This is a genomic window from Pyrococcus woesei, assembly GCF_050496105.1.
GTDB lineage: Archaea > Methanobacteriota_B > Thermococci > Thermococcales > Thermococcaceae > Pyrococcus > Pyrococcus furiosus.
Window position 1 is genome coordinate 1,728,915 of sequence record NZ_CP179867.1, and the last position, 25,227, is coordinate 1,754,141.

The 25,227-nt window shown below is 40.6% G+C and carries 29 protein-coding genes; 17 read left to right on the top strand and 12 right to left on the bottom strand.

Features of this window, described 5'->3' with window-relative positions; all coding sequences use genetic code 11:
• Positions 1-62: 62 nt before the first annotated feature.
• The gene (gene gcvT, locus ACMFNG_RS09560) at positions 63-1,259 is read right to left on the bottom strand and encodes a glycine cleavage system aminomethyltransferase GcvT (protein ID WP_430515175.1); all 1,197 of its coding nucleotides are present in this window, start codon (positions 1,257-1,259) and stop codon (positions 63-65) included.
• 124 nt (positions 1,260-1,383) lie between these two features.
• Here gcvT and ACMFNG_RS09565 point away from each other — a divergent pair, with 124 nt between their 5' ends.
• A complete protein-coding gene (locus ACMFNG_RS09565; RefSeq protein ID WP_014835389.1) occupies positions 1,384-1,926 on the top strand; it encodes a hypothetical protein in 543 nt (180 codons plus the stop codon).
• Here ACMFNG_RS09565 and pepQ read toward each other — a convergent pair.
• The gene (gene pepQ / locus ACMFNG_RS09570) at positions 1,918-2,964 is read right to left on the bottom strand and encodes a Xaa-Pro dipeptidase PepQ (RefSeq protein WP_011012489.1); all 1,047 of its coding nucleotides are present in this window, start codon (positions 2,962-2,964) and stop codon (positions 1,918-1,920) included. The genes ACMFNG_RS09565 and pepQ overlap by 9 nt on opposite strands.
• Positions 2,965-3,099: 135 nt before the next feature.
• Here pepQ and ACMFNG_RS09575 point away from each other — a divergent pair, with 135 nt between their 5' ends.
• Genes ACMFNG_RS09575 through ACMFNG_RS09585 form a run of 3 tightly spaced genes read left to right on the top strand, consistent with a single transcriptional unit; the run spans position 3,100 to position 5,379 of the window.
• Entirely contained in the window at positions 3,100-3,810 is a 711-nt protein-coding gene (locus ACMFNG_RS09575) for a maleate cis-trans isomerase family protein (RefSeq protein ID WP_011012490.1), read from the top strand.
• The gene (locus tag ACMFNG_RS09580; protein ID WP_011012491.1) at positions 3,810-4,733 is read left to right on the top strand and encodes a ribonuclease Z; all 924 of its coding nucleotides are present in this window, start codon (positions 3,810-3,812) and stop codon (positions 4,731-4,733) included. Before ACMFNG_RS09575 ends, ACMFNG_RS09580 begins: the two co-directional genes overlap by 1 nt.
• Positions 4,711-5,379 (top strand): TraB domain-containing protein, encoded by a 669-nt coding sequence (locus ACMFNG_RS09585; RefSeq protein WP_048059060.1) that lies wholly within the window; start codon positions 4,711-4,713, stop codon positions 5,377-5,379. The genes ACMFNG_RS09580 and ACMFNG_RS09585 overlap by 23 nt, the downstream gene beginning before the upstream one ends.
• Here ACMFNG_RS09585 and ACMFNG_RS09590 read toward each other — a convergent pair.
• A complete protein-coding gene (locus tag ACMFNG_RS09590) occupies positions 5,343-5,609 on the bottom strand; it encodes a hypothetical protein (protein ID WP_011012493.1) in 267 nt (88 codons plus the stop codon). The genes ACMFNG_RS09585 and ACMFNG_RS09590 overlap by 37 nt on opposite strands.
• Before the next feature lie 84 nt (positions 5,610-5,693).
• Entirely contained in the window at positions 5,694-5,900 is a 207-nt protein-coding gene (locus tag ACMFNG_RS09595; RefSeq protein WP_011012494.1) for a hypothetical protein, read from the bottom strand.
• A gap of 135 nt (positions 5,901-6,035) precedes the next feature.
• Here ACMFNG_RS09595 and mtnA point away from each other — a divergent pair, with 135 nt between their 5' ends.
• Both mtnA and ACMFNG_RS09605 read left to right on the top strand, forming a co-directional pair.
• Positions 6,036-7,106 (top strand): S-methyl-5-thioribose-1-phosphate isomerase, encoded by a 1,071-nt coding sequence (gene mtnA / locus ACMFNG_RS09600; RefSeq protein WP_011012495.1) that lies wholly within the window; start codon positions 6,036-6,038, stop codon positions 7,104-7,106.
• Between the two features lie 97 nt (positions 7,107-7,203).
• Entirely contained in the window at positions 7,204-8,499 is a 1,296-nt protein-coding gene (locus tag ACMFNG_RS09605; RefSeq protein WP_223208977.1) for an MFS transporter, read from the top strand.
• Here ACMFNG_RS09605 and ACMFNG_RS09610 read toward each other — a convergent pair.
• From ACMFNG_RS09610 to ACMFNG_RS09620, 3 genes are all read right to left on the bottom strand, one after another.
• Positions 8,442-10,319 carry a threonine--tRNA ligase gene (locus ACMFNG_RS09610; RefSeq protein ID WP_011012497.1) on the bottom strand — a complete coding sequence of 626 codons (1,878 nt, stop codon included), beginning with the start codon at positions 10,317-10,319 and terminating at the stop codon, positions 8,442-8,444. The two genes, ACMFNG_RS09605 and ACMFNG_RS09610, sit on opposite strands and share 58 nt — an antisense overlap.
• A gap of 71 nt (positions 10,320-10,390) precedes the next feature.
• A complete protein-coding gene (locus tag ACMFNG_RS09615; protein WP_011012498.1) occupies positions 10,391-10,795 on the bottom strand; it encodes a type II toxin-antitoxin system VapC family toxin in 405 nt (134 codons plus the stop codon).
• A complete protein-coding gene (locus ACMFNG_RS09620) occupies positions 10,782-11,003 on the bottom strand; it encodes a type II toxin-antitoxin system VapB family antitoxin (RefSeq protein ID WP_011012499.1) in 222 nt (73 codons plus the stop codon). Before ACMFNG_RS09620 ends, ACMFNG_RS09615 begins: the two co-directional genes overlap by 14 nt.
• Before the next feature lie 223 nt (positions 11,004-11,226).
• Here ACMFNG_RS09620 and ACMFNG_RS09625 point away from each other — a divergent pair, with 223 nt between their 5' ends.
• From ACMFNG_RS09625 to ACMFNG_RS09660, 8 genes are read left to right on the top strand one after another with little or no spacing between them, the layout of a single operon-like run.
• Entirely contained in the window at positions 11,227-12,483 is a 1,257-nt protein-coding gene (locus tag ACMFNG_RS09625) for a flippase (protein WP_288073443.1), read from the top strand.
• Positions 12,484-12,492: 9 nt separating this feature from the next.
• The gene (locus ACMFNG_RS09630) at positions 12,493-13,776 is read left to right on the top strand and encodes a UDP-glucose dehydrogenase family protein (RefSeq protein WP_011012501.1); all 1,284 of its coding nucleotides are present in this window, start codon (positions 12,493-12,495) and stop codon (positions 13,774-13,776) included.
• Positions 13,773-14,624: a UTP--glucose-1-phosphate uridylyltransferase gene (locus ACMFNG_RS09635; protein WP_011012502.1), complete on the top strand. Its 852-nt coding sequence runs from the start codon at positions 13,773-13,775 to the stop codon at positions 14,622-14,624. The genes ACMFNG_RS09630 and ACMFNG_RS09635 overlap by 4 nt, the downstream gene beginning before the upstream one ends.
• Complete coding sequence (locus ACMFNG_RS09640; protein ID WP_011012503.1) at positions 14,621-15,631, top strand: UDP-glucuronic acid decarboxylase family protein; 1,011 nt, start codon at positions 14,621-14,623, stop codon at positions 15,629-15,631. Before ACMFNG_RS09635 ends, ACMFNG_RS09640 begins: the two co-directional genes overlap by 4 nt.
• Positions 15,632-15,865: a hypothetical protein gene (locus ACMFNG_RS09645; RefSeq protein WP_011012504.1), complete on the top strand. Its 234-nt coding sequence runs from the start codon at positions 15,632-15,634 to the stop codon at positions 15,863-15,865.
• Between the two features lie 9 nt (positions 15,866-15,874).
• Positions 15,875-16,783 (top strand): glycosyltransferase family 4 protein, encoded by a 909-nt coding sequence (locus tag ACMFNG_RS09650; RefSeq protein ID WP_011012505.1) that lies wholly within the window; start codon positions 15,875-15,877, stop codon positions 16,781-16,783.
• A 23-nt stretch (positions 16,784-16,806) separates the two neighbouring features.
• Entirely contained in the window at positions 16,807-17,712 is a 906-nt protein-coding gene (locus tag ACMFNG_RS09655; RefSeq protein ID WP_011012506.1) for a glycosyltransferase, read from the top strand.
• Positions 17,709-18,806: a glycosyltransferase gene (locus ACMFNG_RS09660; RefSeq protein WP_011012507.1), complete on the top strand. Its 1,098-nt coding sequence runs from the start codon at positions 17,709-17,711 to the stop codon at positions 18,804-18,806. The genes ACMFNG_RS09655 and ACMFNG_RS09660 overlap by 4 nt, the downstream gene beginning before the upstream one ends.
• Here ACMFNG_RS09660 and ACMFNG_RS09665 read toward each other — a convergent pair.
• The 4 genes from ACMFNG_RS09665 to ACMFNG_RS09680 are packed head-to-tail and all read right to left on the bottom strand — an operon-like array spanning position 18,796 to position 23,258.
• The gene (locus ACMFNG_RS09665) at positions 18,796-19,947 is read right to left on the bottom strand and encodes a glycosyltransferase family 4 protein (protein ID WP_011012508.1); all 1,152 of its coding nucleotides are present in this window, start codon (positions 19,945-19,947) and stop codon (positions 18,796-18,798) included. The two genes, ACMFNG_RS09660 and ACMFNG_RS09665, sit on opposite strands and share 11 nt — an antisense overlap.
• Positions 19,948-19,955: 8 nt before the next feature.
• On the bottom strand, positions 19,956-21,194 hold the full coding sequence (locus ACMFNG_RS09670) for a glycosyltransferase family 4 protein (protein WP_011012509.1): 1,239 nt from the start codon (positions 21,192-21,194) through the stop codon (positions 19,956-19,958).
• Positions 21,172-22,140 carry a glycosyltransferase gene (locus ACMFNG_RS09675; protein WP_011012510.1) on the bottom strand — a complete coding sequence of 323 codons (969 nt, stop codon included), beginning with the start codon at positions 22,138-22,140 and terminating at the stop codon, positions 21,172-21,174. The genes ACMFNG_RS09670 and ACMFNG_RS09675 overlap by 23 nt, the downstream gene beginning before the upstream one ends.
• A complete protein-coding gene (locus ACMFNG_RS09680; RefSeq protein WP_011012511.1) occupies positions 22,137-23,258 on the bottom strand; it encodes a glycosyltransferase family 4 protein in 1,122 nt (373 codons plus the stop codon). The genes ACMFNG_RS09675 and ACMFNG_RS09680 overlap by 4 nt, the downstream gene beginning before the upstream one ends.
• Positions 23,259-23,371: 113 nt before the next feature.
• On the opposite strand from ACMFNG_RS09680, the gene ACMFNG_RS09685 reads away from it, so the two are divergent.
• Positions 23,372-23,686, top strand: coding sequence for a HEPN domain-containing protein (locus ACMFNG_RS09685; protein ID WP_014835392.1), 315 nt, complete (start codon positions 23,372-23,374; stop codon positions 23,684-23,686).
• A gap of 47 nt (positions 23,687-23,733) precedes the next feature.
• Here the strand turns inward: ACMFNG_RS09685 and ACMFNG_RS09690 are convergent, their stop codons facing one another.
• A complete protein-coding gene (locus ACMFNG_RS09690) occupies positions 23,734-24,435 on the bottom strand; it encodes an IS6-like element ISPfu1 family transposase (protein ID WP_011011522.1) in 702 nt (233 codons plus the stop codon).
• Positions 24,436-24,588: 153 nt separating this feature from the next.
• Here ACMFNG_RS09690 and rpl7ae point away from each other — a divergent pair, with 153 nt between their 5' ends.
• Together rpl7ae and ACMFNG_RS09700 are read left to right on the top strand one after the other, a co-directional pair.
• Positions 24,589-24,960, top strand: a complete 372-nt coding sequence (gene rpl7ae / locus ACMFNG_RS09695; protein WP_014835393.1) for a 50S ribosomal protein L7Ae — start codon at positions 24,589-24,591, stop codon at positions 24,958-24,960.
• Between the two features lie 46 nt (positions 24,961-25,006).
• Entirely contained in the window at positions 25,007-25,222 is a 216-nt protein-coding gene (locus ACMFNG_RS09700; protein WP_011012515.1) for a 30S ribosomal protein S28e, read from the top strand.
• Positions 25,223-25,227 lie beyond the last annotated feature (5 nt).

Here is a 25,227-nt window from a genome sequence, read left to right on the forward strand (position 1 = left end):
CCCAAATAAATTAGGCAAGAAAAAATATATACCTTTTGGTTATAAAATGAAGAAGAAAGAAGTTACTCCTCCCTAAACAACCCATATTTCTTTGGATCATAGAACGGAGGAGTTACCGTTATCGCCTTCTTCCTTGTTCCTCTTATGTCAATTTCAATTTCAACTCCCGGCTTTGCGTACTCCTCCTTAACGAAGGCTATTCCTATTCCTATATTTAGTAAAGGAGACAACGTTCCACTTGTTACCTCTCCTATGATCTCTCCATTTGCATACACTTTGTATCCATCCCTTGGTATGCCTTTTTCAAGCATCTTGAAGTGGACGAGCTTCCTGCCCAGGCCTCTCTCCTTCTGCTTAAGGAGGGCATCCTTCCCAATGAAGTCCTTGTCCCAGTAGATGGCAAATTCCAAGTTTGCTTGTAGGGGAGTTACCTCATCTATGTCAGTGCTCAAAAGTTGGAGCTCCTTTGTGTCATTTCCATATAGGGTGTATCCTGCCTCAAGCCTCAAAGTGTCTCTAGCTCCCAGACCAGCGGGCTTTATTCCATATTTTTGCCCCTCTTCAAGTATCCTCTCCCAAACGTGAAGGGCTTTTTCGGGCTTGCCCCTCTTCTCCTCATCTGGATGATATGGGTTCAAGTCCTCTATGTAAACCTCAAATCCGTTCTCTCCAGTGTATCCACTCCTTGAGAGGAGCATCTTTATCCCATCAAGCTCAACCCATCTAGCCTGGAACCACCACATCTCGTTTATGTCTATGCCAAAGAGATCCATTGCTAAATCTCTAGCTTTAGGTCCCTGAACTGCGAACATAGCTATGTCATACGTCTTGAGCTCTATCTCAAGATCGAGCTTTGTAAACTGCTCTATGGTCTTCTTGAGGGAAGTGAACCAAGCGTAAAGCTTTTCGAATGCGTCTGCGTCACAAATCATTAGGTATTCATTGTTGCCCATGTTAAACACTAGGGTCTCATCCTTTATTGCTCCCCTCTCATTTAGAACTAAGGTGTAAGTCCCACTTATTGCGGGAGGCTTACTAATATCGTTTGTTGTGGTATATTGTAGGAACTTAAGGGCATCTTTGCCCTTGAATAGTATTTCTCCCATATGAGAAACGTCAAAAACTCCCACCGCATTTCTCACAGCTAAATGCTCCTCCTTTATGCTTGAATACCATATTGGCATTTCCCAACCTGCAAACTCTTCTATCTTCTTTGCATGCTCCTTGTGCCAATCAAACAGGTGAACCCTTTTTGCCATGTAATCACCCCCCTTGGAAGTTTTACTTTCATAATATAATTTTTGTGCTTTAAATTTGCTTTTTGTTTCGACAATCTGACAAGAAAGAAAGGGATATAAACAGTTTTTTTAAACAAAGGATTTGATGAAAGGAATACTCCCCTATGTGATCTTTAGGTCAAAGAAAGGAACATTCGCTTTAGATGCCTACTTAGCTTTAAGGGTTGAGAAAGTTGAAAGAATAGCTACATTAATCAGAAAGGCTGAAGTTGTTAAAAGAGCTTTTGATATCCCTCCAAATGCCGACTTAACTCTTGAGGAGTTATCGGAGTTTTTGGAGTCTTCTATGGAAAAAATAAGGAAAAATGCTGGCGAATCTTTTGATAGAAGGTTAAAGAAAATTAGGAGATGGAACTTAGCGAGACTATTTGGAATTCCTACAGGTCACACAAGGCACATTGCCGAGGATGAGCACTTGTCAAGAGAGCATAGAGAGTCTTTACTCGCCTTAAGCATACTGGAGAACGTATGCCGAGGAGGGATAGAGCCCATAGGTTATGGAGTTGTTGATGTGGAGGTTAAAGAAGGGAAAGTCTACATAAATGGAAAACTCGACCCAGTGTACACGGAGCTGATAAAAATTGATATGAAAGCAGCTCTAGCTCTACTTGAAATACTCTCAGAGTAGCTCTCTTTCGGTTTTTGTTAACCTCTTGGCTCCGTTTTCTGTTATGAGAACCGTGTCCTCAATTCTAACTCCACCAAGCTTCGGAATGTATATGCCAGGCTCTATCGTTATGACCATGCCCTCCTTTAGCACGGTCTCGTCGTACTGGCTAATCCTCGGCCACTCATGAATCTCAAGTCCAACACCATGGCCTAGACTGTGGATGAAGTAATCTCCGTAGCCATATTCCTTGATTATTTCTCTAGCTATAGAGTCGAGCTCCTTTGCAGTCATTCCAGGCTTTGCAGCTTCAACTGCTCTCTTCTGTGCCTCTAAAACTATCTCATAAATTTCCCGCTGCTTTTCGTTGGGGGAGCCTACAACAATTGTTCTAGTAATGTCTGAATTGTAGTGGTTGTAGAGTGCTCCAAGATCAATAACAACTAAATCGCCCCTCTCTATCCTCTTGTCACTTGCGACTCCATGGGGGAGGGCTGATCTATGGCCGCTTGCAATTATTGTGTCAAATGCGGGCTTCTCTGCCCCATTCATCTTCATTAGATATTCCACCTTTGCCGCAACTTCCCTCTCCCTCTTCCCCTCTGTTATCTCCTCAATGGCAGCCATAACTGCTTTGTCAGCAATTTCACAGGCCTTCTCTATGATCTCTATCTCCTCTTTTGTCTTGATGATCCTAAGATCCTTTATCACGTCATCAATCTTCTTAAATTCCTTAACATTGGACTTCTCCTTAAAGTTCTCCACCATAGAATAGGAGAGCGTTCCCTCAATTCCAAGAGTCTCAGTATTTTTTAGGATTTCATAAATCTCATCAAACTTCTTGAACTTTACAACTGGCAACTTACTTTCCTCTTTTGCCATCTCATATTCTAATTCTGGAACGTAAAGAGTGGCTTCATCACCGTCAACTATTATGTATCCCCCTCCCAGGGGAGAAGTTCCAGAGAAGTAGTAAACGTTCACGGGCTTTGCTATGAAAACTCTATCGATTGAGTTTTCGTCCATAAACTTAACTAATTTTTCAAGTCTTTCTTTCATACAACCACCACACCCCCTAAGGGAGAAAACAATAAAAATTTTGCCAAAATTAACTGCATAATTATGTAATTACATAATTATTTTGTTGATGGCAAACTTAATATAAGCCCTCGACAACCAAGAACGGGTGTTTCGATGTTTGGATGGAGGGGAAGAATTGGGCTTTTAGTCCCATCATCAAACACTACAATGGAGATGGAGCTGCACTCTTACTTACCCGAAGGAGTATCCCTTCACACCTCACGAATTCCGTTAAAGAAGGTCAATGAGGAGGAGCTAACCAAGATGGTTGGCTATTCGATTGAAGGGGCCAAACTTCTAGCAGACGCTGGAGTTGAGGTTATAGCCTTTGGTTGCACAAGCGGCTCTTTCATTGGAGGGAAAGACTTCGAGAAGGAGCTAGAAATGAAGATAGAGGAGGAAGTGAAAATTGAAACGTTCACGACAAGTACGGCAGTTTTAGAGGCTTTGAACGTTCTCGACATTCAGTCCTTAGTTGTTGTAACTCCGTACATAGATGAAATAAATCAGAGGGAGAAGGAGTTCCTGGAGGAGAACGGCTTCACAGTTTTAGACATAAGGGGATTGGGAATAGAAGACAACTTAGAGATTGGTAGGTTAAGTCCTTACATTCCCTACATGTTGGCCAAGTCGATGTTCATGGAGGAAGCTGACGGAGTGTTCATAAGTTGCACAAACCTGAGGACTTTTGAAATAATTGAGAAGCTTGAGAGGGACTTGGGAATTCCAGTGGTGACAAGCAACCAAGCAACGCTTTGGTATGCCCTGAGAGAGATAGACGTTAGGGAGAGCTTACCCCTCGGAAAGCTCCTAAGGGAGTTCTAATGATTGAGGTAATCTTCCTGGGAACTGGGGGAATAAAGCCCACTCCCGAGAGAAATGTTCCCTCAATAGCGATTAGGATAGGGAGTGAGATAGTCCTCTTCGATGTGGGAGAGGGAACTCTCAGGCAGATGGAAATAGCTGGGCTTAATCCGATGAGGATAAAGAGAATTTTCATCACCCACTTCCACGGAGACCACTACTTGGGGTTAGCAGCAATAATCCAAACGATGAACTTGTGGGATAGGAGAGAGACCCTCCACATCTATGGCCCAGAGAATAGCGGCGAATTCATCTCCAACTTTCTTAAGAGTGGCTACTTTGCCCCTGGGTTTGATGTTGTTGTCCACGAGATAACCGGAAAGGCTAGGCTTCAGTTCGAAAACTACGAAATTTGGACGTTTGAAGTTTCTCACGGCATTCCTGCGTTGGGGTATGTTTTCAAGGAGAAAGATCGAAGGGGCAACTTTGACCTTGAAAAAATAAAGTCTTTAGGCCTAACCCCTGGGCCTTGGATGAAGGAGCTTGAAAAGAGGAAGATAATAAAAATTGGGGAGAGAGTTATAAGGCTGAGCGAGGTTACGGGGCCAAAGAAGAGGGGAGCTAAGGTAGTTTACACTGGAGACACTGAGCCAATTGACGACATAGTTGAGTTTTCGAAGAGAGCGGATTTGTTAATACACGAGGCAACTTACATATCTAGTGAGCACAGGAAGGACAGCTATCACACAACCATTGAGGAGGCTTATGAGATGTTCAAGAGCTCTAAGGCGAGGCACTTGGCCTTGTTCCATAGGGCTCCAAGGTATTCCTATCAAGAGTACGCCGTTGCAGCTAAGGAGTTGTGCCCAGAGGCTTACGTTCCCAGGGACTTCGACAGGGTTTTTGTGGGAGGTATGGGCAATGTCATATTTAAGGTACGTTAAGATCATTGGAACAGTTCACGTCTCCCCTGAAAGCGTGAGAGAAGTTAGGGAGACTATAATTAGGGAAAAACCCGATGCTATAGCATTAGAGTTAGATTATCCCAGGCTATTGGCATTGCTTAGGAGGGAAAGGCTAACCCTCCCCCAGGCCCTAAAGCTTGGTAAGATGGGCATCTTTGGATTCATACTCCAAGAGCTTGAAATGTTCTTTGGAAGGAGCTTTGGAGAGTCCCCAGGGGAGGAGATGATTGAAGCTTACAAAGCCGCAGCCTCCCTGGGAATTCCAGTTTACCTAATAGATAAGCCCGTGAACGAGACTTTAGCTGGAATGCTTTCTTCTCCACCGATAGAAAAGCTTAGATTTGGGATTGAGGTTTTGGCAAGCCTGCTCCCAGGAAAGCTGAAAGAGTTGGACTATTCGTACCTAATGAAGGAGTTCAGGGAAAAGTTTCCGCACATGTATAAGGTGTTGGTTGAGGAGAGGAACCTCTACATGGCGATTAACCTAATGAGGATAGTTGACTCTCTGCTTGAAAAAAAGAAGAAGGTGAAGGTTGTTGCCGTAGTTGGACTGGGGCATAAGAAAGGAATAGAGAGAATACTAAATGCTCACAAGCCAAGGGCCGTTAAAATCAACTCCCTATAGACTTTTAGCTTTCTGAACTCCCTGTCCCCAATGCTGTCCTTCTTGCTAACCTCCTCGTAGAACTTCTCTAGCTCGCTGAGAACATCCTCCAGAACCTCAAAGGAGCCATTTGCAAGCGCTTTCAACTTCCCCTTCAGAAAAGGCATAACCTCCTTTGGCCTCCCCAAATAGGCCCAATAGAGGCCTTCAACTAGAACTGCCTCAAGCAACTCAACGTTCGGTTTCTCCATCCCTCCTCATCATTTGAACCACCTTCTCCAAATCAAAATTGGACATATAAAAGTATTTTGGTAGAAAATTTGAAAAAATGACAATCAGCTAGAATCGTCGTAAACTACGCCAGCGAACTCGCCATCGTCGAGGTAAATGAAGCTGACCTTGACCTTCTTTCCGCTCTTGGGATCAACGACCACGAAGTTTGGCTTCTTGAGGTACTCGCTTGAGGGCATCTTTACAACAACGTCATAGTGCTTTTTGAGATCCCTTAGGAATACTTCGGGGTTCTTCTTTATAACCACCATCTTTTCACCCCCAATAATATGTACTACTTCCAAGTATAAAAGGATTTCTATTAACATTTGTTAAAATTGGACTCGACGATTGTCGATGTCACAAAGTGATTTAAAGATTCCCCGCGAAGCTTAATCGGTGGTATCATGGAGATAAAGTACAGGCCTGAAGAGCTGACAAAACTTCCAAGGAGCGTTGAGTATAGGGAAGGAAAGGTCTACATGATAAACCAGAGGCTCCTTCCCAGGGAATTCAAGGTTGAGGAATTCACAACGGTTGAGGCCGTTGCTGAGGCAATTAAGAACATGACGGTGAGAGGGGCCCCAGCAATTGGAGCTGCTGCAGCCTTTGGCTTGGCTTTATATGCCGAAACATCAAAAGCAAAGACCAAAGATGAGTTCTTCGATGGGTTTTATAGAGCATATGAAACTCTAAAGAACACAAGGCCGACGGCCGTAAATCTATTCTGGGCCCTTAACAGGATAAAGAAGTTAGTCGAGGAGCATAGGGAGGACAGTTTGGATGAGATTAAGAGGTTGATAGTCGAGGAGGCACAGAAGATTGCGGATGAGGACGTGGAGGCAAATTTGAGAATGGGCCACTACGGAGCTGAAGTCCTCCCAGAGGGAAACATACTAACCCACTGCAACGCTGGTAGCTTAGCAACGGTTCACCTGGGAACCGTTGGGGCTGTGGTTAGGGTCATGCACAAGGAGGGAACACTAAAGCTTTTATGGCTCGACGAAACTAGGCCAGTCCTTCAAGGGGCCAGACTCTCCGCCTGGGAGTATAGTTACGATGGGCTAAATGTTAAGTTGATAGCTGATAATGCTGCAGCCTTCGTGATGCAGCAAGGAAAGGTTGATGCAATAATAGTTGGTGCAGACAGGATAGTTGCCAATGGAGACTTCGCAAATAAAATAGGTACTTACATGCTAGCAGTGTTGGCCAAGGAGCACGGGATACCCTTCTTTACCGTAGCTCCGCTTTCAAGCATTGACATGAGCTTGAGTAGCGGGAAGGAGATTCCAATTGAGGAGAGATCACCAGAGGAGGTGTTGACTTGTGGAGGGTGCAGAATTGCCCCAGATGTTCCAGTGTATAACCCAGCTTTCGACGTTACCCCCCACAAGTATCTGACAGGAATAATAACAGATAGAGGTGTAGTTTGGCCACCATTCAAGAGGAACCTCAAGAAGCTCTTTGAAACCCTCTAATTTCTTTTTCCACTTCTTTGGGAGTTTATAAGTAAATGAGACTTATAAACCCCTTTCGAAGAGTTTATAAACTCCATGCCTTCTTTCACCACCCTCGATGAAAGCGATGAAAAACACGAAGAGAAGGGATTTAATGGTCCAAAGCAAGAAGAGGGTAAAGAAAGAAACATATCCCAGGCTTAGAGGCTCCTGGTTTTACTCCTTCATACCATTTAAGATAGCCACGGGGGGAATAACTCCCCTAATTCCAACTTTGGCATTGGAGGTTAATGCAACCCCTCTAGATTTGAGCTACCTCTCGGGAACCGGAAGCTTGTCCTCAATGATCGGGGGTTTACTATGGGGAGCCCTAAGCGACAGGTTCAAGAGGAGAAAAGTGTTCTTAATCCTTGGGCTAATTGGAGCGTCGCTCTTCATCCTTGCATTGGGATTGTCCTCTTCCATTAAGGAGTTGATAGTTGTGAATGCCCTCTACACATTCTTCCTCGCAGCAACGATTCCTCTCCCTGCCGCGTTGATTGCCAGGGAGTTTAGGAAGAGCGAGATAGGCAAGGCCACTGGGAGGTTCAACGAGATCGGCGGCTGGGCCTGGGTCGCTGGATTGATCTTAGGCCTACTCCTACTCACCTTAACCCCTCTAAAGTTTATCCCAATAATCCTGGGTTTGATAGGAGCAATCTCTGTAGTTTCAGCGATGAAGAGGATTAGAGAGGTTCCAGTGTACATTAATGGAAGGCCTCAGCTGTCACTCTTCATGTTCTCTCCCAGGAGAATATCCATTCCCAGGATTGAAGATGAGGTAATTAAAGCCCTCTCTGCTTCCACCCTAATAATGTGGATAGGCTCAATGCTGATCCTAACTCAATATCCAATGGTAGTGAGGGAGAAAGGATTTGATGGGGAGGTTCTCTATGGACTAAGCATAGCCAGCTCAACGATTTCAGCATTAACCTACAAAAAAGTTGGAGAGCTGTTTAAGGGGATAACAACTTACCTCCTGGGCCTTGAAGTTAGAATTGTTGGAATGCTCCTACTATTGATTTCCACAATGCTCTCCGGGTACTCATTTATAGCCCTTGCAATATTAGGATACCTAACCCTGGGATACAGCTGGTCAATGATAAGCGTATCATCCTCCGCGATAATAACTGAAAGAGCTCCAGAAAAGAAGAAAGGAGCAGTGATGGGTTCTTACAACTTCATATCCTCAACGGGCGCAATAGTTGGAAGCTTTACTAGCGGATACATAGTTAACTCCTTCAGTGCCACCACGGACTTCGTGCTCGGCTTAACCCTAACTGGACTTTCAATGGTTCCAATAATGATGGGAAGAGGTCAGCCCCTGAACTTTGGCCTCTGGCTGAGTAAGAGAGGTAAGGGCCTTGGCTTGTAGGGGAAGCCCTCCGTCTTCTGCTTTATCTCCTTTATGAGCTCCTCAATCCTTGTCTCGTATTGTTTGCCGTCCTCTCTCCTCCTTACTGTTATCGTTCCAGTCTCTTTCTCCTTCTCTCCCACAACCACTATGTAGGGTATCCACTCCTTCTCCGCCCTCCTGATCTTCTTGCTCAGCCTTTCGTCTTCATCGTCCACATCAACCCTTATTCTTGCCCCTTCTATCTTTCCAGCAACGTACAGTGCATAGTCCAAGTATTCTTTGCTCACCGGGATTACCCTTACTTGAATTGGGCTGAGCCAGAGCGGGAACATTGGCTTCTTTCCTTCCTGCATCAGCTTAGCCTGCTTTTCGAGAATAGCGTACATAACCCTTTCAATTGCACCGCTAGGCGAACAATGGAGGATCAGTGGGTACTTCTCTTCTCCGTTCTCATCGTAGTACGTAATTCCAAACCTCTCGGCGTTCTCAACGTCAATTTGAACTGTGCTTAATGCTGCCGCTTTGTCAAGGTTGTCGACGAAGTTGAACTCGAACTTGAGTATAAAGTAGAAGAACCTCTGCTTCCACATCTCAATGAGCACGGGCTTTCCTATTAGCTTTACCAATTCAATTATGAAGTCCTTGTGCTCGTTCCAGAAGTCCTCCGTAAATCTTATGGCCACTTCATAGTCATCTGGGGTTAACCCAACACCCCCAAGTACCTCCATGCTCAGCTTGAACTGCTTCTTGAACTCATCCTTCGCCTGCTCTATGTCTTTGGCTAATGTATGCATATCCGGCATTGTAAATGCTCTGAGCCTCCTCAAACCTGAGAGCTCCCCCCTCTTCTCTCTCCTGAATGAATAGCGGGTGAGCTCGTACATCCTCAGCGGCAAGTTCCTATAGCTTATAGTTGCATCCTTACTTATCATGAACTGGCCAAAGCAAGCTGCAAACCTCAAGAAGTACCTCTTATCCCCGCTCAGCACTATGTACTGCCTTGCAGGGAATCTGTTTAAGTACTTCTCCAATGCTGGGTGCTCGAAGTCGTACATTATCGGGGTCTCAACCTCCATTGCCCCGTACTCGATGACCTTCTCACTTACGTACTGCTCGAGGAGCGATTTGATTAGCCTACCCTTTGGATAATAGCGAAGGTTTCCTGGGTCACTCCCAGGTTCATAATCAACGAGCTCATGCTCGAGCATTAACCTAACGTGCGGAGGTTCCTTATCGGCAATTCTACTCTTAGCTATCTCATAGTTGGCGAACTTCCTTAGGTTTTCATGGCCCGTGAAGTCGAATTTATCAACCTCCACTAACTCTCCCTCGGGGGTTAAGATGTACCAATAGCTTACCAACTCGGTTTCTTCTTTCTTGAGGGCCTCTGGAACTTCCTCCACCTTTGCCTCTTCTGGGACTATTGTTCTGCTCAGCTCTGCCAATGGGTGTCCCTTACAACTTATCCTGAAGGCCTTATAGTAGCCGAACGGTGCCTTTCCAACGTTGTAACCCCTCTCTTTAAGTCCTTCGTATATTCTTCTAAGGACTTCCTGAGCAACTGAGGGCTTTGCAAGCTCACTGCTTAAGTGGGCGAAGGGATAAACGAAGAGGTTCTCAGCTTTTACCTGCTTTGCAACCTCTATTATCTCGTTGATTGCCTTCTCAACAACCTCATCTGGATTCTTTTCATCAACTTTCTCGACGCTTATGAATGCGACGAGAACTTCGTCCATTCTTCCTTTCTTTTCCTCCTCACTTATCGGTTCTGGGTTTTTAATGGCCTTGTCCTTGACTTCGTACTCGATATAGTCGCTGTGAATTAGAAGCATTCTCATATTATCACCACCTTTAACCTAAAAGCGTGGATTTTTAAATATCTTTGCATTTGGGTTTGGAGATCTTACTATTACTCCACGTATTCCACTTTAATTCCAAGCTTTTTTGCAATCTTCCATTGCTCTTTGTCGCTTGTTAAAAGCTTGCCATACTTTTTTGCTTGAGCCAAATAGAGGGCATCATAAATTGGAATTCCCCAGCTGATGGCTATGTTCATAGCATCCCAAAGATAATTTTCAAGAGGTTCAAAAGTTATAACGTCCTCTTCAAGCCTCTTTAATGCTTCATACATTAACTTAGCTTCCTCAATTGATATAGCTTTGTACAGCACGTAATGTTTCCAGATGGCATTTGACACTTCAGCTAAAGCTAGTGTTAGAGAGTATGGTTTGTCTAGTAGGTATTTTCTTACTTTCTCCCAATTTTCTTCCCTTAGGATGTATTTGGCGATGGAGGATGCGTCAATTACTATCACGATCCTCCCTCACGTATTTTCTTGCAGTTCCCTTTTCAGCTTTTGGTAAATTTGCCAACATAGCATCGATTTCCTCTAAGGCTTTCTTCCTTTTGTACTCTTTTACTTTTTCTTCAATGAATTTTCTGACTTCTTCGCTCCAATTTATGTCAATTTTTTTCATTTCCTTCTTAAGTTCCCTGGGAATTCTAAAGCTAACGACTTCCATCCATATCACCTTGATTACGGTATTGTATTACGAATATATAAACTTTAGTGTCATTCCAAGGTTAGACAGAAGATTTTTATATTAGGCAAAATCTTGATAATCAGCTTTTCTTGTGAGCTGTCAGAACATTAAGAGTTAGTTTCTGGAGCACTTAGCTAAACTTATTGAGCTTGATTAGCCTTGCATTAAGTTTTTAATCTCTCCTCCTCATTAGGTAGTTGTCATGACTGAGAGTTTAAAGCTTAAACTTATTAAGAATGCAGCTTGGCTTTTTAGTGCTGATGTTATTTCAAAGTTATTAGCTTATGGTGTAATAGTTATCTTGAGTAGAACTCTTGGTCCTGAAGGATTAGGGCAGTACTCTTTTATCTTCTACTATGTTGGGCTTCTTAGCATATTTTCCGACTTTGGGGTGAGCTATTATTTCATGAGGGAGGTTGCTAGGGATAGGAATAAAGCTGAAGAACTTTTGCCAGATATTTTGGGTCTTAAAATTGTTCTTGCTTTGGTTAATTTTGGTGTTATAGCTGTTTTAACGGTTTTCCTTCCAAAGCCTATATGGATGAAAGTCCTGATATTATTAGTTGGAGCTGAAGCTGTTCTTATGTGGGTTTCCTATGTGTTTGTAAATCTTATGTATGCCCACGAGGTCACGAAGTACGAAGCCATAGCGAGAACGATTGAAAGAGTTTGGGCATTTTTTGTTGGGGGAGCTGTTCTTTACCTTTATAAGTCTTTGTCGCCCTTTATAATTGCTCTTCTTGTTGGTTATACGATAAGAGAATCCCTTAGAGTAAAATGGGGGAGTAATTTCATTAAAAACGTTAAGATATACTTTAGGCCAAAAATGTGGATTTTTCTTTTGAAAAAGAGTTATCCATTTTGGCTAATTGGTATCTTTACTATGATTTACTATCGTACTGATATGGTAATGCTTAGCTTGATGAAGGGAGATTATGAAACTGGAATCTATAGAGTGGCCTATACTTTAATTGAGGTCTCTCTATTTGTGCCGAATATTGTTGTCTCTACAACGATGCCTTCAATGGCCAGGTTATGGAAAGAAGATAGAAGAACCCTAAATACTCTCCTGAAAAGGAGTATACAGATGCTTGCAGGATTGGGAGTTTTAGCTTTGGCAGGATATTATATTTTTGCTCGTTTGGGAATTCTTATTATATTTGGCAAAAAGTTTCTTACAAGTGTTCCAGTACTTAGAATTCTTGCTTTTGCAGTACCTTTTATGTTTTTAAGTTCTCTTTTTGGGAGCTTTTTAAATGCAACCGGGAATGAATTAGTATTTACTAAAATAACAGGTTTAACGGCTTTATTAAATGTTCTACTTAATTATGTTCTGATTCTAAACTATGGTGCTGAAGGAGCAGCCATAGCAACAGTGTGCACACAAGGGCTTGCAGTTCTCTTTTCGATTTTCTCTGTAAAAAATACTTTTAAGCAAGAAAGTTATCAAGTGTTCTGAGGTGGTTTGATGAGAGTTTCGGTTGTTGGCTCTGGTTATGTTGGGCTTGTCACAGGGATAGGTTTTGTCAAGCTTGGGAATAGCGTTATCTTCGTTGATGTTGATGAGAGGAAGATCCAAATGATTAATAATGCTCAACCTCCAATTTATGAGGAGGGTTTGGAAGAATTAATGCAAGAATTTAGAGGTAAATATTACGCTACTAACGATTATAGAGATGCAATTCTCAATTCTGACATTACGTTCATAGCCGTTGGAACTCCCTCAAGAGAAGACGGTTCGATTGACCTTACATACGTTAAAGAAGCCAGCAGAGCTATTGGAAAGGCACTAAGAGAAAAGGAAGATTATCATGTTGTCGTAGTTAAGAGCACTGTCCTCCCAGGAACTACCGAGGAAGTTGTAAGACCAATCCTTGAAAAGTATTCTGGTAAGAAGGCAATCCAAGACTTTGGCCTTGCAATGAATCCAGAGTTTTTGAGAGAAGGTACTGCATTGAAGGACTTCCTCAACCCGGATAGAATAGTCATTGGTGTTCAAGATGAGAGGACTAAGAAAGTCCTCGAAGAGCTTTATGCTCCCATTAATGCACCAAAGTTAATTGTGGACATTAAGACTGCTGAAATGATAAAGTACGCCTCAAACGCTTTCCTAGCAACAAAGATAAGCTTTGCAAACGAGATTGGGAATATTTGTAAAAAACTCGGAATAGATTCTTGGAAAGTTTTTGAAGGAGTTGGCCTAGATCATAGGATAAGCCCCTACTTCTTCAGGACTGGAATTGGCTGGGGTGGCTCATGCTTTCCAAAAGATGTCAGAGCCTTAATTAGGAAGGCGGAAGAACTGGGAGAGGACCCAATAATCCTAAAGGCAGTTGTTGAGGTCAATGAGAGGCAACCTCTCAAGCTTATTGAATTGCTAAAGAAGCATGTTCCAGACCTTAAGGGAAAAACTGTCGGAGTGTTAGGATTAGCATTCAAGCCAAACACTGATGACGTGAGAGAGACTAGGGCTTATATTATAGTCAGAAAACTTCTGGAAAAAGGAGCTCACATTATAGCTTACGATCCAAAAGCCATGGAGAATTTCAAGCGCTTTTATCCGGATGTTGGGGAAAAGATAGAATACGCTAACTCGCCTGAAGAAGTTCTTGAAAAATCTGATGTTATTTTGATAGTTACAGAGTGGAATGAATTTGAGAAGGTAGATTACTCTGGGAAAATTGTTATTGACGGTAGGAGAATTAGAGCTGCCGAGAAAACAGCGAGAATTTACGAGGGGGTGTGCTGGTGAAAGTGAGAAAAGCGGTAATTCCAGCAGCAGGCCTTGGAACAAGAATGTTACCACTGACTAAAGCACAACCAAAAGAAATGCTCCCTGTTGTGAGAAAGCCAACTATCCAATATGTTCTCGAAGAAGCTTATGAGGCTGGGATACGAGAAGTTTTGATAATAACGGGAAAACATAAGAGGGCAATCGAAGATCATTTCGATAGATATGAGCATGAAGTGAAAAATCCACATCTTGACAAATTGGATAAAATCCTCGATGATATAAATATCTACTATGCTAGACAGAGAGTACAAAGGGGATTGGGGGATGCTATCAAATATGCAGAGGCTTTCGTTGGCGATGAACCCTTTGCTCTCCTCTTGGGGGATACTATTACACTCCCTTCTTGTACTGCTGGAATAATAGAATCCTATGAAGAATTAAAGGCCCCGGTAATCGCTGTGGAAGAAGTTCAAGAGGAGAAAATTTCTCTCTATGGAGTTGTTGGGATAGGGAGATATATTAATGAAAGAATATTTGAGATAAACAAGCTAGTTGAAAAGCCAGAAATTCACGAAGCTCCATCAAATTTGGCCATTTTAGGAAGGTACATTTTAACCCCCGAAATCTTTGAGTATTTGGAGGAGGTAAAGCCTGATAAAAAGGGAGAAATACAGCTCACAGATGCTCTAGAGTTAATGGTTCAGAATGGGAAGAAAATTTACGGCTATGTGTTTAAGGGCAGGCGTTATGACATTGGTAACATTTTTGATTGGCTACGGGCAAATATTGAATTAGGATTAGAAGATGAAGAACTTAGTGAAAAGCTAAGAGAACTTATCAAATCGTTAGTGGGGGAAAGAATATGATGGACCCGATAAAGTCAGATGTAAGAGAAATTGTAAGAGCATTAGATAGTGCTAATTTTGAGGGTAAGACTGCTCTGGTTACAGGTGGTGCTGGTTTTTTGGGATCTTGGCTTTGTGATGTGTTAATCGAGTTGGGAGCAAAGGTTTATTGTGTTGATAACTTTGCCAGTGGTCGTTGGGAAAACATCTCTCATCTAACAAGTGAGGAGAATTTTGTATTTATAGAGCACGATGTTTCGAAACCCTTGGAAATCAGAGAAAAACTTGATTTTATCTTTCATTTCGCCTCAAGGGCATCACCTTTTGAATTCGAGCACTATCCTCTAGAGATAATAGATGCAAACACCCTTGGAACTAGGAATATGCTTGAATTGGCTAAAAAGAATAATGCGAGATTTATCTTTGCCTCAACGAGCGAAATTTATGGTCATCCTGAAGTTGTCCCAACTCCTGAAACGTATTGGGGTTACGTGAATCCAATTGGCATTAGAAGTTGCTATGATGAGTCAAAGAGACTTGGAGAGGCTCTCACGATGGCTTATTATAGGCAGTTCAATGTTGATGTGAGAATAGTTAGGATTTTTAATACGTATGGGCCAAGAATGCGAGCTGATGGAGTTTATGGTAGGGTAGTCCCAAGGTTTATAAGTCAAGCCTTGAATGAAGAGCCAATTACTGTTTTTGGAGATGGGAGCCAGACAAGGAGTTTTTGTTATGTAACTGATCTCATAACGGGAGTATTGAAGTTTGCCGCTGTGGAGAACGGTAGAGGGGAAGTTGTGAATTTGGGCAATCCCCGGGAGATTAGTATTCTTGAGCTTGCTTATCTCATAAAGAAGCTTACTAATTCTGATTCGCCAATAGAATTTCATCCACTACCTCCTGATGATCCTCCTAGGAGGTGTCCAGACATAAGTAAAGCACAAAAACTGCTAAACTGGAAACCAAAGGTCGAACTCGAAGAAGGGCTCAAAAAGACAATAAAATGGTTTGGGGGGAAAATTTAATTGTCTGAAGTTATTTATACAATAGGAGCTGTTCTTTTTGGGGGAGGGATAGGGAACACTGCATATTATGAAGTAGAAGGATTGCATCGAAATGGGAGCTTAAGGTATGCAATAGCCTATGATTATAAGGAGAATAAGGTTCCAAGCTCGAAAATCAAAAAATTAAAATACCTAAAGTACCTGGACATGCCTCTTGGTTTTACAAGAGCAAGGATACTTCCAGTATTGCCCTAGTACGAGATTATGAATAATTTGTTTGACAGGATTGCATCCCGCTATGTAGATGGGGCTGAAGTGTTTTACGGATGGATGAATATGAGTCTCAATCAGATTAAAAGAGCCAAAAAGTTAGGGATTAAGACAATTGTAGAGTGTGCTTCTTCCCATCCTCTCTATCAGCTAAAGATATTGGAGGAGGAATATCAAAAATGGAACATCCCCTTTAAGGTTGGAAGTCAAAAAATTTATCTGAAAGCCCTAAAAGAAATCAAAGAGGCAGATTTTATAAAAATACCTTCGGATTTTGTTCAAGAGACTTTCATAAAGAACGGGATCCCAGAAGAGAAGCTTATTAAGATACCTTTTGGTGTGGATTTAGAAAAGTTTCAACCTAAAGACAATTATAACAATGAGATTTTTAGAGCAGTATTTGTTGGTACTGTTAGCATAAGAAAAGGTATTCCTTATCTTTTAAAAGCTTGGAGTGAGCTTAATTTAAAAGACGCTCAATTATATGTTGTTGGAGCGATTTCTCCAGACGTTAAAATAATTATTGCGAAGTACAGCAAACTTAAAAACATTATATTTACTGGCAGGGTTAAGGATATTGTCCCTATACTTAGAGAGTCTAATGTGTTTGTATTTCCCTCTATCGAGGAAGGATCTGCATTAGTTACCTACGAGGCAATGGCTTCGGGATTACCAAGCATAGTTACATACAACAGTGGTTCAATAGTTCGACATGGAAAAGATGGATTTGTGATACCGATTAGAGATATCAAAAGCCTAAAAGACGGAATTCAATACTTTTATGAGAACCCGTCTGAGGTCAAAAGAATGGGGAAAAATGCAAGAAAACATGTAGAAAAGTATACTTGGTATAATTATGGGGAGAATTTATATAATGAACTTAAAAGGCTTGGCCTGCTTTAAATTAACAGTTATGGAGGGTTTAGATGAAGGCGCATGTGTCAATTGTTGTTCCAACTTATAACCGCAAGAAAAAGTTACAGCAGTGTTTAAAGGCTCTTATAAATCAAAATTACCCCAAGGAAAGATATGAGATAGTTGTAGTAGATGATGGCTCTACAGATGGCACTTATGAGTTTCTTCAAGAGACAAGAAAAGAAATTCAAAACCTAAGAGTATTAAGGCAACGAAATAAAGGCCCAGCAGCAGCTAGGAACCTGGGCATTAAAAATGCCCAGGGAGAAATCGTATTTTTTGTTGATGATGATGTAATTGTTCCTAATAATTGGATTAAAGAGTTCTTGAATGTGTTTAGAAAATATCCCGAAGTTGCGGCTGTAAGTGGCTATGTAGAAGCTTCTGAAGAAGTTCTAAGAAAAAATATTTTTGCACAGTATGAGGCTTATATGTCCAGACTTGCTTACAATATGCCAAGGACCATTTATATTGGAAGTTTTGAAACTTTTGGAGGAGCAACTTGTAACGTTGCATATAAAAGGGAAGTTCTTGAGGAGGTGGGTGGATTTGATGAAACATTTCCAGTAGCTGCTGGAGAAGATGCCGATTTAAAACTCAGAGTAGCTCTAAAAGGTTACAAATTTGCATTTATTCCACTAAAGGCTATTCACATCCAAGACTACACTCTTAAAGGATTTTGGAAACAGCAAGTTAATAGGGGGATAGGAAATTACTATTTTAGAAAAAAGTGGCAGTCGTTTTTTAACAAAGACGAACTGAAAAACATTAGAGCGGCGCCTAACTACAACATCCCCCGTATGATATTAAAAGATGGGAAACTATTAATGCTTGCTTTGTTTTTAATTGCAGTAATTGCAAACAGATATGGGCAAATAAAGGCAAGGAAGATTCTTAAAAAGGAGGAAGAAAAATGAGAAGTATTGTAGTTGTATACGGGTTGCCCGAGAAGTATGCAACTTCTATCCGACTAAAGAAATTACTGGGCGATACAAAAGACAAAAATATCAGAACACGTCAAATTATTCCAATTGAATGGGAAGGCTCAATTGTTAAGAAGGTCTCTATAATCCTCAGGAACATAATAGCTGTATTAGATCCAAGATTTGAGGTTGATATCCTCTATGTCTCCGCCCCCTTAATAGCAAGTTCAATCCCAGGAATTATTGCAAAGTTATTAAAGAAAACTCTATTAGTAGTGGACTGGGACGATGCATTTGTGGATTTTAGAAAGAAGAAACCTAGACCCTGGGAAATTTCATTTTGGGAATATTTAGCTATAAAATTTGCAGATAAAGTCGTCGTTGTAAGCCCAGAGCTCAAGAAGATAGCTCTTCATCTAGGGAAAAATAGGGATGACGTGATTTATGTTCCAAATGGCATAGATATGGAAATTTCTAAGCAAAAGTATGGCGAAGAAAGAGAAAAGATGAGAAAAAAGTTAGGAATTCGGGATGATGAAATAGTCGTAGGATTTGTTGGTAGAATAAGCAGGAGAAAAAACACCTTTGTTGGAAAAGAGTTGGTTGACTGTGCTGGACAGTTAAAAACATCGAACATGCTTGAATACTTCAGATTTCTAATTATTGGGTTTGGAGAAGGCCTTGAAACATTAAAGAGATATGCAGAAGAAAAAGGGGTATCCAATAAGTTCATATTTACTGGGTATGTTGAGCACTCAGAGATTCCCTTTTATATTAGTGCTATGGATATCTGCGTAGTTCCAGTAGGTAAAAAATTTACAGATACTGTTAGGAGCTCGTTCAAATTGAAGGAATTTATTGCAATGGGCAAACCTGTAATTACCGTACACTATGGGTCATTCAGCTATGAGACGAGAAACGGGAAATTTGCTGTTCTCATTGATGATAATTCAGAGCTTCCAAACGTGCTCCTAACTCTCGATGCAAAAATTCTACGAAAGAAAGCTGTTTCTGGAAGAAAATTCATTAGAACTTATTATAGTTGGGAATATTTGAAAGATAAGTTAGTAGAGTTCCTCAATAGTTAGATAAAACATCTTCATACACCTTAAAAATTTGCCTTGCTATGTTCCTCCAATCAAACTGCTCAGCATATTTTCTTATTTTTTCTCTGTCCCATTCTTTGTTTAGGGCCATTAAAATTTTCTCTGCCAAGCATTCAGGGTCTCTAGGCGGGCATAGTAAGCCATATTCTTCCGATGTTATTACTTCTTCACTTCCCCCATTGATTGTTGAAATAACGGGTTTTCCACAAGCTAGTGCTTCAATATTTACAACTCCAAAATTTTCTACTAAACTGGGAAGTACAAATAAATCTCCTGCATTAATCCACAATGGAATGTCTCTATGGGGTTTTGGACCAACAAGGAATACATGCTCCTCCAGCTTTAGTTCTCTTGTTATATTTTCAAGTCTTTTTCTAAGTGGTCCTTCTCCAATTATATATAGCAAAACATCATCTCTTGCATGCAATATTATTTTCATAGCCCTAATCAAGTATTCAAACCCCTTTTTTTCCACAAGATTTCCAACACTAATTAATATTTTTTTATCAATAGGGATATTTAATTCCTTTCGAATTAGTGCAGTCTCCTGGGGATAAAATAAAGATGTATCGACACCATTTGGGATATAATACAATTTATCTTCTGGGATACCCACTCTCATTAATAGCTTCACACATTTTCTTGAAACATTGATAATAGCATCTGCGGATTTCCAAACCTCCATGGCTCCATTTTTTAGAAGAAAGTTCATTCTTGTATCGTGAAGTCCATGAGTTGTTACTACAAATGGTATTTTGTGTGTTCTTTTTAAGATGTGAGTTGCATATCCACTCGGCCATGTGAAATGAGCATGAGCAATCTTAAATTTCAGATTCTCTCTTTTTATTACCTTTAGAATAGTCTTGTAATAATTCTCTCCAAGTCTTCTTCTAAAATACCCTATGGGAAAGTGAATAAACCTAGGATAATATACGTAAACGTTCTCGTAGGAATAATCTTTAAGAAACATTTTATATCCATAGGGCCAGGGACTTATAACATACACATTATCAAAATAATTCTTCAGAAATTTTATCTGTTCTTTTACAAATACTCCTTGATAATAGGAGCCATCCTTATTTGGGAATATGTTTGTGACAACCAAGAGGTTGTTTTCATCCATACAAACTCTTATTCCATGATTGCCTTTATAAACTTCTCTGCGTATTTATGGGAATAGTTAATTATTTTTATTTTTAACTTCTCATGCTTGGTGGTTTGGGGAGCATTCTTTATTGCTTCCACAAAATACTTGCTTTGAGGGGGTACAGATGTTCCGTATCCTATCCAGTGAATAATCTCAGGAATGGCACCTTTATCACTTCCAACAACGTAACAACCATTGGCTGCTCCCTCTATGATAACCCTCCCAAAGGGCTCGTGCCACAGAGAGGGCACGAGAAGAATGTCAGAGGCTTTGTAATAGTGTCTTAGTATCTCCATTGGTTGATATCCCACATAGAGGACGTTTTCTAATGGGAATTCAGTAAACATCTTTCTTAGGGGTCCATCTCCTACAACAACAAACAAATGTTCGGGTAACTCTTTTGCTATCTTTGGTATTAAATGGGCTCCTTTTAGTTCTGTAAGGGTTCCAACAAATAAAACAATTGTCTTATCTTCTGGAAGATTTAAGTATTGTCGAGCTTCTTCTTTTGAAATATTTGAGACTATCTCTTGAGTTATTGGATTGTAAAGTACAGAGATTTTTTCAGTAGGGATATTTAGTCTTTTCACGAATTCCATTTTTACAAAATTGCTAATTGCAAGAATCTTATCAAATTTCCCTAGCACATTTTTTCTTTTGTTTATTTCGTGCACTAAAGCTGAACCCAATATGTAATTTGCTCCCATACACTGCCGTATGTTTGTTAAACTGCATCCTTCGCATAGTTTCCCATTATTGTTCAACCCACGATTCCAACAGAGTAGTGCAAAATCCCTCAAATGTGCAACTTTTGTATTAACTTGAAGTTTTGAAAGGCCTAGAATTGATTCCAAGTTATTTGCATGGATAACGTCAAAGTCTTCCTTCTGGAGGAGTTCTTTTACAACCTTCATAATTTCAAAAGAGGATAACTTGATATACCCGTTTAATTGGAAGTAGTATGAACTTTTTTTTCGCAGATAAATTTCAGAAGAGATCTTGCGCAACTGTTTCTTAAATAAAAAGTACCGCCAGGATTTAAATCTTATTACTCTCAAATTTTTGGAAATCTCAGTTTCGGTTTTATACTTAGTATAATTGGGAGTAATAACAGTGACTTCGTGTCCTAGCTTAGCTAGCTTGTTTACTAAAATTTTTAGGCTAATTTCAGCCCCACCCATATGTATTGGGGGGTAATACTCAGTGACAAATAGAATTCTCATATATACGCCTCCAAGCTTTGTTCTTGATCACTCCTACTTTTTTTAGGTATTTTAGATTAGAAATAAGTGGATTTATGATATTAAAATCAATACTTAGGCATAAGTACTTGACCTCCCTTGGTATCTCGGCATCTTCAAAGATTATCACGGGCTTTTTCCTAGCGGTTGCCTCAACTATGGGCAAACCCCAGCCTTCATACTTTGAGGGATGGATATACACATCAAGCATGTCGTAAAACTCAACTATCTTATCGTCTGGTACGAATCCCAGGAGAATTATTCTCTTGTCTTCCTCTGCTAGTTTTTGTATTTTTTTAAACAGGGGTCCAGTTCCAGCCAAGTAAAGCCGGGCATTTGGATTTTTGTACTTCATAAACAGTTTGATCAAAAGTTCATGCCGCTTGTATGCTTCCATTCTTGAAATGTATCCAATATTGAAGGTTTTGTGCCTCTTCCCACTAGTGGGGGTTTTTAAGAATTTATCATCAATAGGTTGATAAACTACCTCTATTTTATTCTCATCAATGCCTCCAAATCTAATAACGTCGAGTTTTGTTAGATGAGAGACCGCAAAGATTTTGTCGTAGAATCTTGCTGAAAACAGTCCTAATCTAACTAAGAACCGCTCCAAAATTTTTCTAAATCCTCTTCCTTTATATTTCAAGGGTATTAAATCGTGAACTGTAAGGTATTTTTTCGCTCTTGGCTTTATAAACGGTAAAAGTATGCCCTCTATAATTCCAATTGCATGATAAACATCTGCATCTGTTTTTAGTATGAAAATTGGAACATCAAAAAGAAGCCACTTAAAGTATGAAAATTTTTCCTTAGGAGATATTATAACATCTATTCCCTTAGCTTCTAACTTTTTGATTAAATTTCTTCCATAAACACTAATTCCTCCTGCCTTCGAGTCTAAATTCCTTGCCAAAATAACGTACCTCATGCTATCCACCTGTAGTATCTCTCCAGCTTTTTTACAATTTCATTCCAGTTATATTTCCTTGCTATTTCTGTACTCAGTTTCTTCATTTTCTTTCTTTTTTCTAATGCGATTAAAATCTTTTCCGCAAAGTCTTTCTCATTAACTTTTGCGATAAATCCGTTTTTCCATTCTAGTATGAGATCCTTAGAGGCGTTCATCTCATGTTCAACTGTGACCACAGGTAGGCCACTTGCATTGGCCTCAATGACAACAATCCCAAATCCCTCTCTAAGAGAAGGAAAGGCAAATACCTTGGAGGCCTTCATTAGTGCCACAACATCCTCATATCTATTTAGGAACCCCAAAAATTTTACATTATCCTGAAGATTAAGCTTAAAAGATAACTTTTCTAGATATTCTCTTTCAGGACCATCCCCCACTACAACAGCTTTAACATCCGGGATATCCTGTTTTATTATGGTGAGAGCTTTTAGGAGTAAAGGAACATTCTTCTCCTTAATTAACCTTCCAACGAAGATTATGTCTGAGGTGTAGCTGGAAGGCTTTATCTCTTGAATCTTTTCAAAGTCTATCCCATTGGGAACCACGTAAATATTCTTTCTGAGACCTGCTTTGTAGAGGTCTTTTTTTGTTTTTAGAGATACTGCTATATGGTTGTCAGTTAAAACAAATAACCCTCTTTCAATTATTTTTCCGAAGAAACCTGCCCTTCCAAGATATTTTAGCCAGTAATTTCCCCAGAACTCGTGCCACGTGATTACTAAGTTTGAGTTACTAACCCTGGAAGCATAGCATGGAAAGTATGGAGTTGCTTGACAATCGATAATGTCTAAATGTTGACCCTTTAGAAGGAAAAGCAAATTTATTGAATGAAAAATTGGAGGGAGTATTGCTCTCCTATTGCCGTGATAAATCTTTTTTGGCTTAATGGTTCCATGATAAAATATTCCATTCATTTCTTGTATCTTTTTCCCGTCCCAATGCTTGTACCCATAAATGTGAACTTCGTGTTTCTCAGCTAATCGCTTAGCTATCTCGTAAAGTCTTCTTTCAACTCCTCCTTTTACCCAAGGGTAAATTACATCATAGATAAAGGCAATTCTTAGTGTTTCTCCCATACTTATCGAGTCCTTATCCCCTTTACCTTATTAACCTTATGTTAATGGAATGTCCACCAGACATCTATTCTTTTTCAACCCAAAACTCTAATAATCAATTGAAGGGATTATTCATGTTCAAGAAAAAAGAATATGATCGGTGGATGGTAGAGGCAAAGAGAACTCTTGCTTCTGCGTATTCCGATTTGAGAGAAGGGTATTATGAATGGGCAAGTTTTAAAGCCCAACAAGCAGCAGAATTAGCTGTGAAAGCTATTCTAAGAGGGTTGAGCTTTGCTCCCATAGGACACTCAATAACGAAGCTCTTAAGAGAGCTAGCTGAAAACAACATAAAGGGTCCTAAGAAGATTCTTTATTTTGCAATGAAGCTAGACAGGAACTATATAGCACTGAGGTATCCTGATGCGTATCCGGAAGGTCCCCATTAGAATATTATTCAGATGATGTAGCCAAAGAACTTATCGATTAGATACTGTTAGGATAACTGGGGCATCACCTCCTGAAGCCATTCAGTAACATCACCAGGCGGATCACCAAAACTAGAATGAATTCTGACAAAATTATACCAGAAGGCAAACAGAAAAACAAACCTATGAACCCTCCTCCAGTCTTTACCCCTGAAATTATTCCAGAAACGCTTCGTCCTCTCCTTCAACGTCCTAAACCAGCGCTCAACACTGTTCCTCGGCCCGAAAGTCACATGCAGATAACCCAACCTCAAACTCTTAAAAGCAGACTTATACCAGCTCGCCCTGTCAACCAGAAAGACAGGCTGCCCTTCACACGACTTTAAAACAACCAGAATGAAATCCCTGGCAACCCACCAGTTTCTAACAGTCGTAATCCAGACTGCTAAAACTTCCTTGCTCTCAACGTCAATTGCAGCCCAGAGGTATCTTTTCTTCCCGTTGATTTTTATTACTGTTTCGTCAACTGCGATGAAGTTTCGCTGTTTTTTGACTGCGAGGATTTTTGGCTTGTAAACTGCTTCTGCGAGTTTTTGGACTGCCTCCCAGACTGTTACGTGACTGATTTTGAGTATTCTGGCGGTTTGCCGGTAACTGAGGCCTCGCAGGTATAATTCTACTCCCCTGATTTTCTTTTCTGGTGGGATTTTGTTGCGACGAAAGGGTTTTAAGGCTGAAACCACCCAGTAAATAATGGTTTCAGACTTCATGTTCCCCCTTCTTTTTCTAAAGTACTGCCAGTAACTTAAACCTGACACCCCACAGCTTATCCTAACAGTATCCTGCATCTAACCAAAATCCTTTTAAAGCAGAGTTTTCAACCAACCTCGACAGATGAACGATGACTAAAGGAGGGATGGATGATGGCCAAACCAAGTTACGTGAAGTTTGAAGTCCCAAAGGAGCTTGCTGAGAAGGCTCTACAAGCAGTAGAAATAGCCAGAGACACAGGAAAGATTAGAAAGGGAACAAATGAAACCACAAAGGCTGTAGAGAGAGGCCAAGCAAAGCTCGTCATAATTGCCGAGGATGTTGATCCAGAAGAGATTGTAGCACACCTTCCACCACTCTGTGAGGAGAAGGAGATTCCCTACATCTATGTTCCAAGTAAAAAGGAGCTTGGAGCTGCAGCTGGCATTGAAGTTGCAGCCGCAAGTGTTGCCATAATTGAACCAGGTAAAGCGAGAGATTTAGTTGAAGAGATAGCCATGAAAGTTAAGGAATTAATGAAGTGATTTCCTCCCCTTTATTATTTATCACTCTCATCGTGAGGTGTGAGAGATGGCTGAGGATGAGGGGTACCCAGCTGAGGTTATCGAAATCATTGGGAGAACAGGTACTACTGGAGACGTAACCCAGGTAAAAGTTAGGATACTCGAGGGTAGAGATAAGGGTAGAGTCATCAGGAGAAATGTCAGAGGGCCAGTAAGGATTGGAGATATACTAATTCTAAGAGAGACAGAAAGAGAGGCCAGAGAGATTAAGAGCAGGAGGTGAACTTT

Excerpts from the sequence above, each read along its gene's own strand:
- gcvT (WP_430515175.1), bottom strand. The coding sequence starts at position 1,259 with ATGGCAAAAAGGGTTCACCTGTTTGATTGGCACAAGGAGCATGCAAAG.
- ACMFNG_RS09565 (WP_014835389.1), top strand. The coding sequence starts at position 1,384 with ATGAAAGGAATACTCCCCTATGTGATCTTTAGGTCAAAGAAAGGAACA.
- pepQ (WP_011012489.1), bottom strand. The coding sequence starts at position 2,964 with ATGAAAGAAAGACTTGAAAAATTAGTTAAGTTTATGGACGAAAACTCA.
- ACMFNG_RS09575 (WP_011012490.1), top strand. The coding sequence starts at position 3,100 with ATGTTTGGATGGAGGGGAAGAATTGGGCTTTTAGTCCCATCATCAAAC.
- ACMFNG_RS09580 (WP_011012491.1), top strand. The coding sequence starts at position 3,810 with ATGATTGAGGTAATCTTCCTGGGAACTGGGGGAATAAAGCCCACTCCC.
- ACMFNG_RS09585 (WP_048059060.1), top strand. The coding sequence starts at position 4,711 with ATGTCATATTTAAGGTACGTTAAGATCATTGGAACAGTTCACGTCTCC.
- ACMFNG_RS09590 (WP_011012493.1), bottom strand. The coding sequence starts at position 5,609 with ATGGAGAAACCGAACGTTGAGTTGCTTGAGGCAGTTCTAGTTGAAGGC.
- ACMFNG_RS09595 (WP_011012494.1), bottom strand. The coding sequence starts at position 5,900 with ATGGTGGTTATAAAGAAGAACCCCGAAGTATTCCTAAGGGATCTCAAA.
- mtnA (WP_011012495.1), top strand. The coding sequence starts at position 6,036 with ATGGAGATAAAGTACAGGCCTGAAGAGCTGACAAAACTTCCAAGGAGC.
- ACMFNG_RS09605 (WP_223208977.1), top strand. The coding sequence starts at position 7,204 with ATGAAAGCGATGAAAAACACGAAGAGAAGGGATTTAATGGTCCAAAGC.
- ACMFNG_RS09610 (WP_011012497.1), bottom strand. The coding sequence starts at position 10,319 with ATGAGAATGCTTCTAATTCACAGCGACTATATCGAGTACGAAGTCAAG.
- ACMFNG_RS09620 (WP_011012499.1), bottom strand. The coding sequence starts at position 11,003 with ATGGAAGTCGTTAGCTTTAGAATTCCCAGGGAACTTAAGAAGGAAATG.
- ACMFNG_RS09625 (WP_288073443.1), top strand. The coding sequence starts at position 11,227 with ATGACTGAGAGTTTAAAGCTTAAACTTATTAAGAATGCAGCTTGGCTT.
- ACMFNG_RS09630 (WP_011012501.1), top strand. The coding sequence starts at position 12,493 with ATGAGAGTTTCGGTTGTTGGCTCTGGTTATGTTGGGCTTGTCACAGGG.
- ACMFNG_RS09640 (WP_011012503.1), top strand. The coding sequence starts at position 14,621 with ATGATGGACCCGATAAAGTCAGATGTAAGAGAAATTGTAAGAGCATTA.
- ACMFNG_RS09650 (WP_011012505.1), top strand. The coding sequence starts at position 15,875 with ATGAATAATTTGTTTGACAGGATTGCATCCCGCTATGTAGATGGGGCT.
- ACMFNG_RS09655 (WP_011012506.1), top strand. The coding sequence starts at position 16,807 with ATGAAGGCGCATGTGTCAATTGTTGTTCCAACTTATAACCGCAAGAAA.
- ACMFNG_RS09660 (WP_011012507.1), top strand. The coding sequence starts at position 17,709 with ATGAGAAGTATTGTAGTTGTATACGGGTTGCCCGAGAAGTATGCAACT.
- ACMFNG_RS09665 (WP_011012508.1), bottom strand. The coding sequence starts at position 19,947 with ATGGATGAAAACAACCTCTTGGTTGTCACAAACATATTCCCAAATAAG.
- ACMFNG_RS09670 (WP_011012509.1), bottom strand. The coding sequence starts at position 21,194 with ATGAGAATTCTATTTGTCACTGAGTATTACCCCCCAATACATATGGGT.
- ACMFNG_RS09675 (WP_011012510.1), bottom strand. The coding sequence starts at position 22,140 with ATGAGGTACGTTATTTTGGCAAGGAATTTAGACTCGAAGGCAGGAGGA.
- ACMFNG_RS09680 (WP_011012511.1), bottom strand. The coding sequence starts at position 23,258 with ATGGGAGAAACACTAAGAATTGCCTTTATCTATGATGTAATTTACCCT.
- ACMFNG_RS09685 (WP_014835392.1), top strand. The coding sequence starts at position 23,372 with ATGTTCAAGAAAAAAGAATATGATCGGTGGATGGTAGAGGCAAAGAGA.
- ACMFNG_RS09690 (WP_011011522.1), bottom strand. The coding sequence starts at position 24,435 with ATGAAGTCTGAAACCATTATTTACTGGGTGGTTTCAGCCTTAAAACCC.
- rpl7ae (WP_014835393.1), top strand. The coding sequence starts at position 24,589 with ATGGCCAAACCAAGTTACGTGAAGTTTGAAGTCCCAAAGGAGCTTGCT.
- ACMFNG_RS09700 (WP_011012515.1), top strand. The coding sequence starts at position 25,007 with ATGGCTGAGGATGAGGGGTACCCAGCTGAGGTTATCGAAATCATTGGG.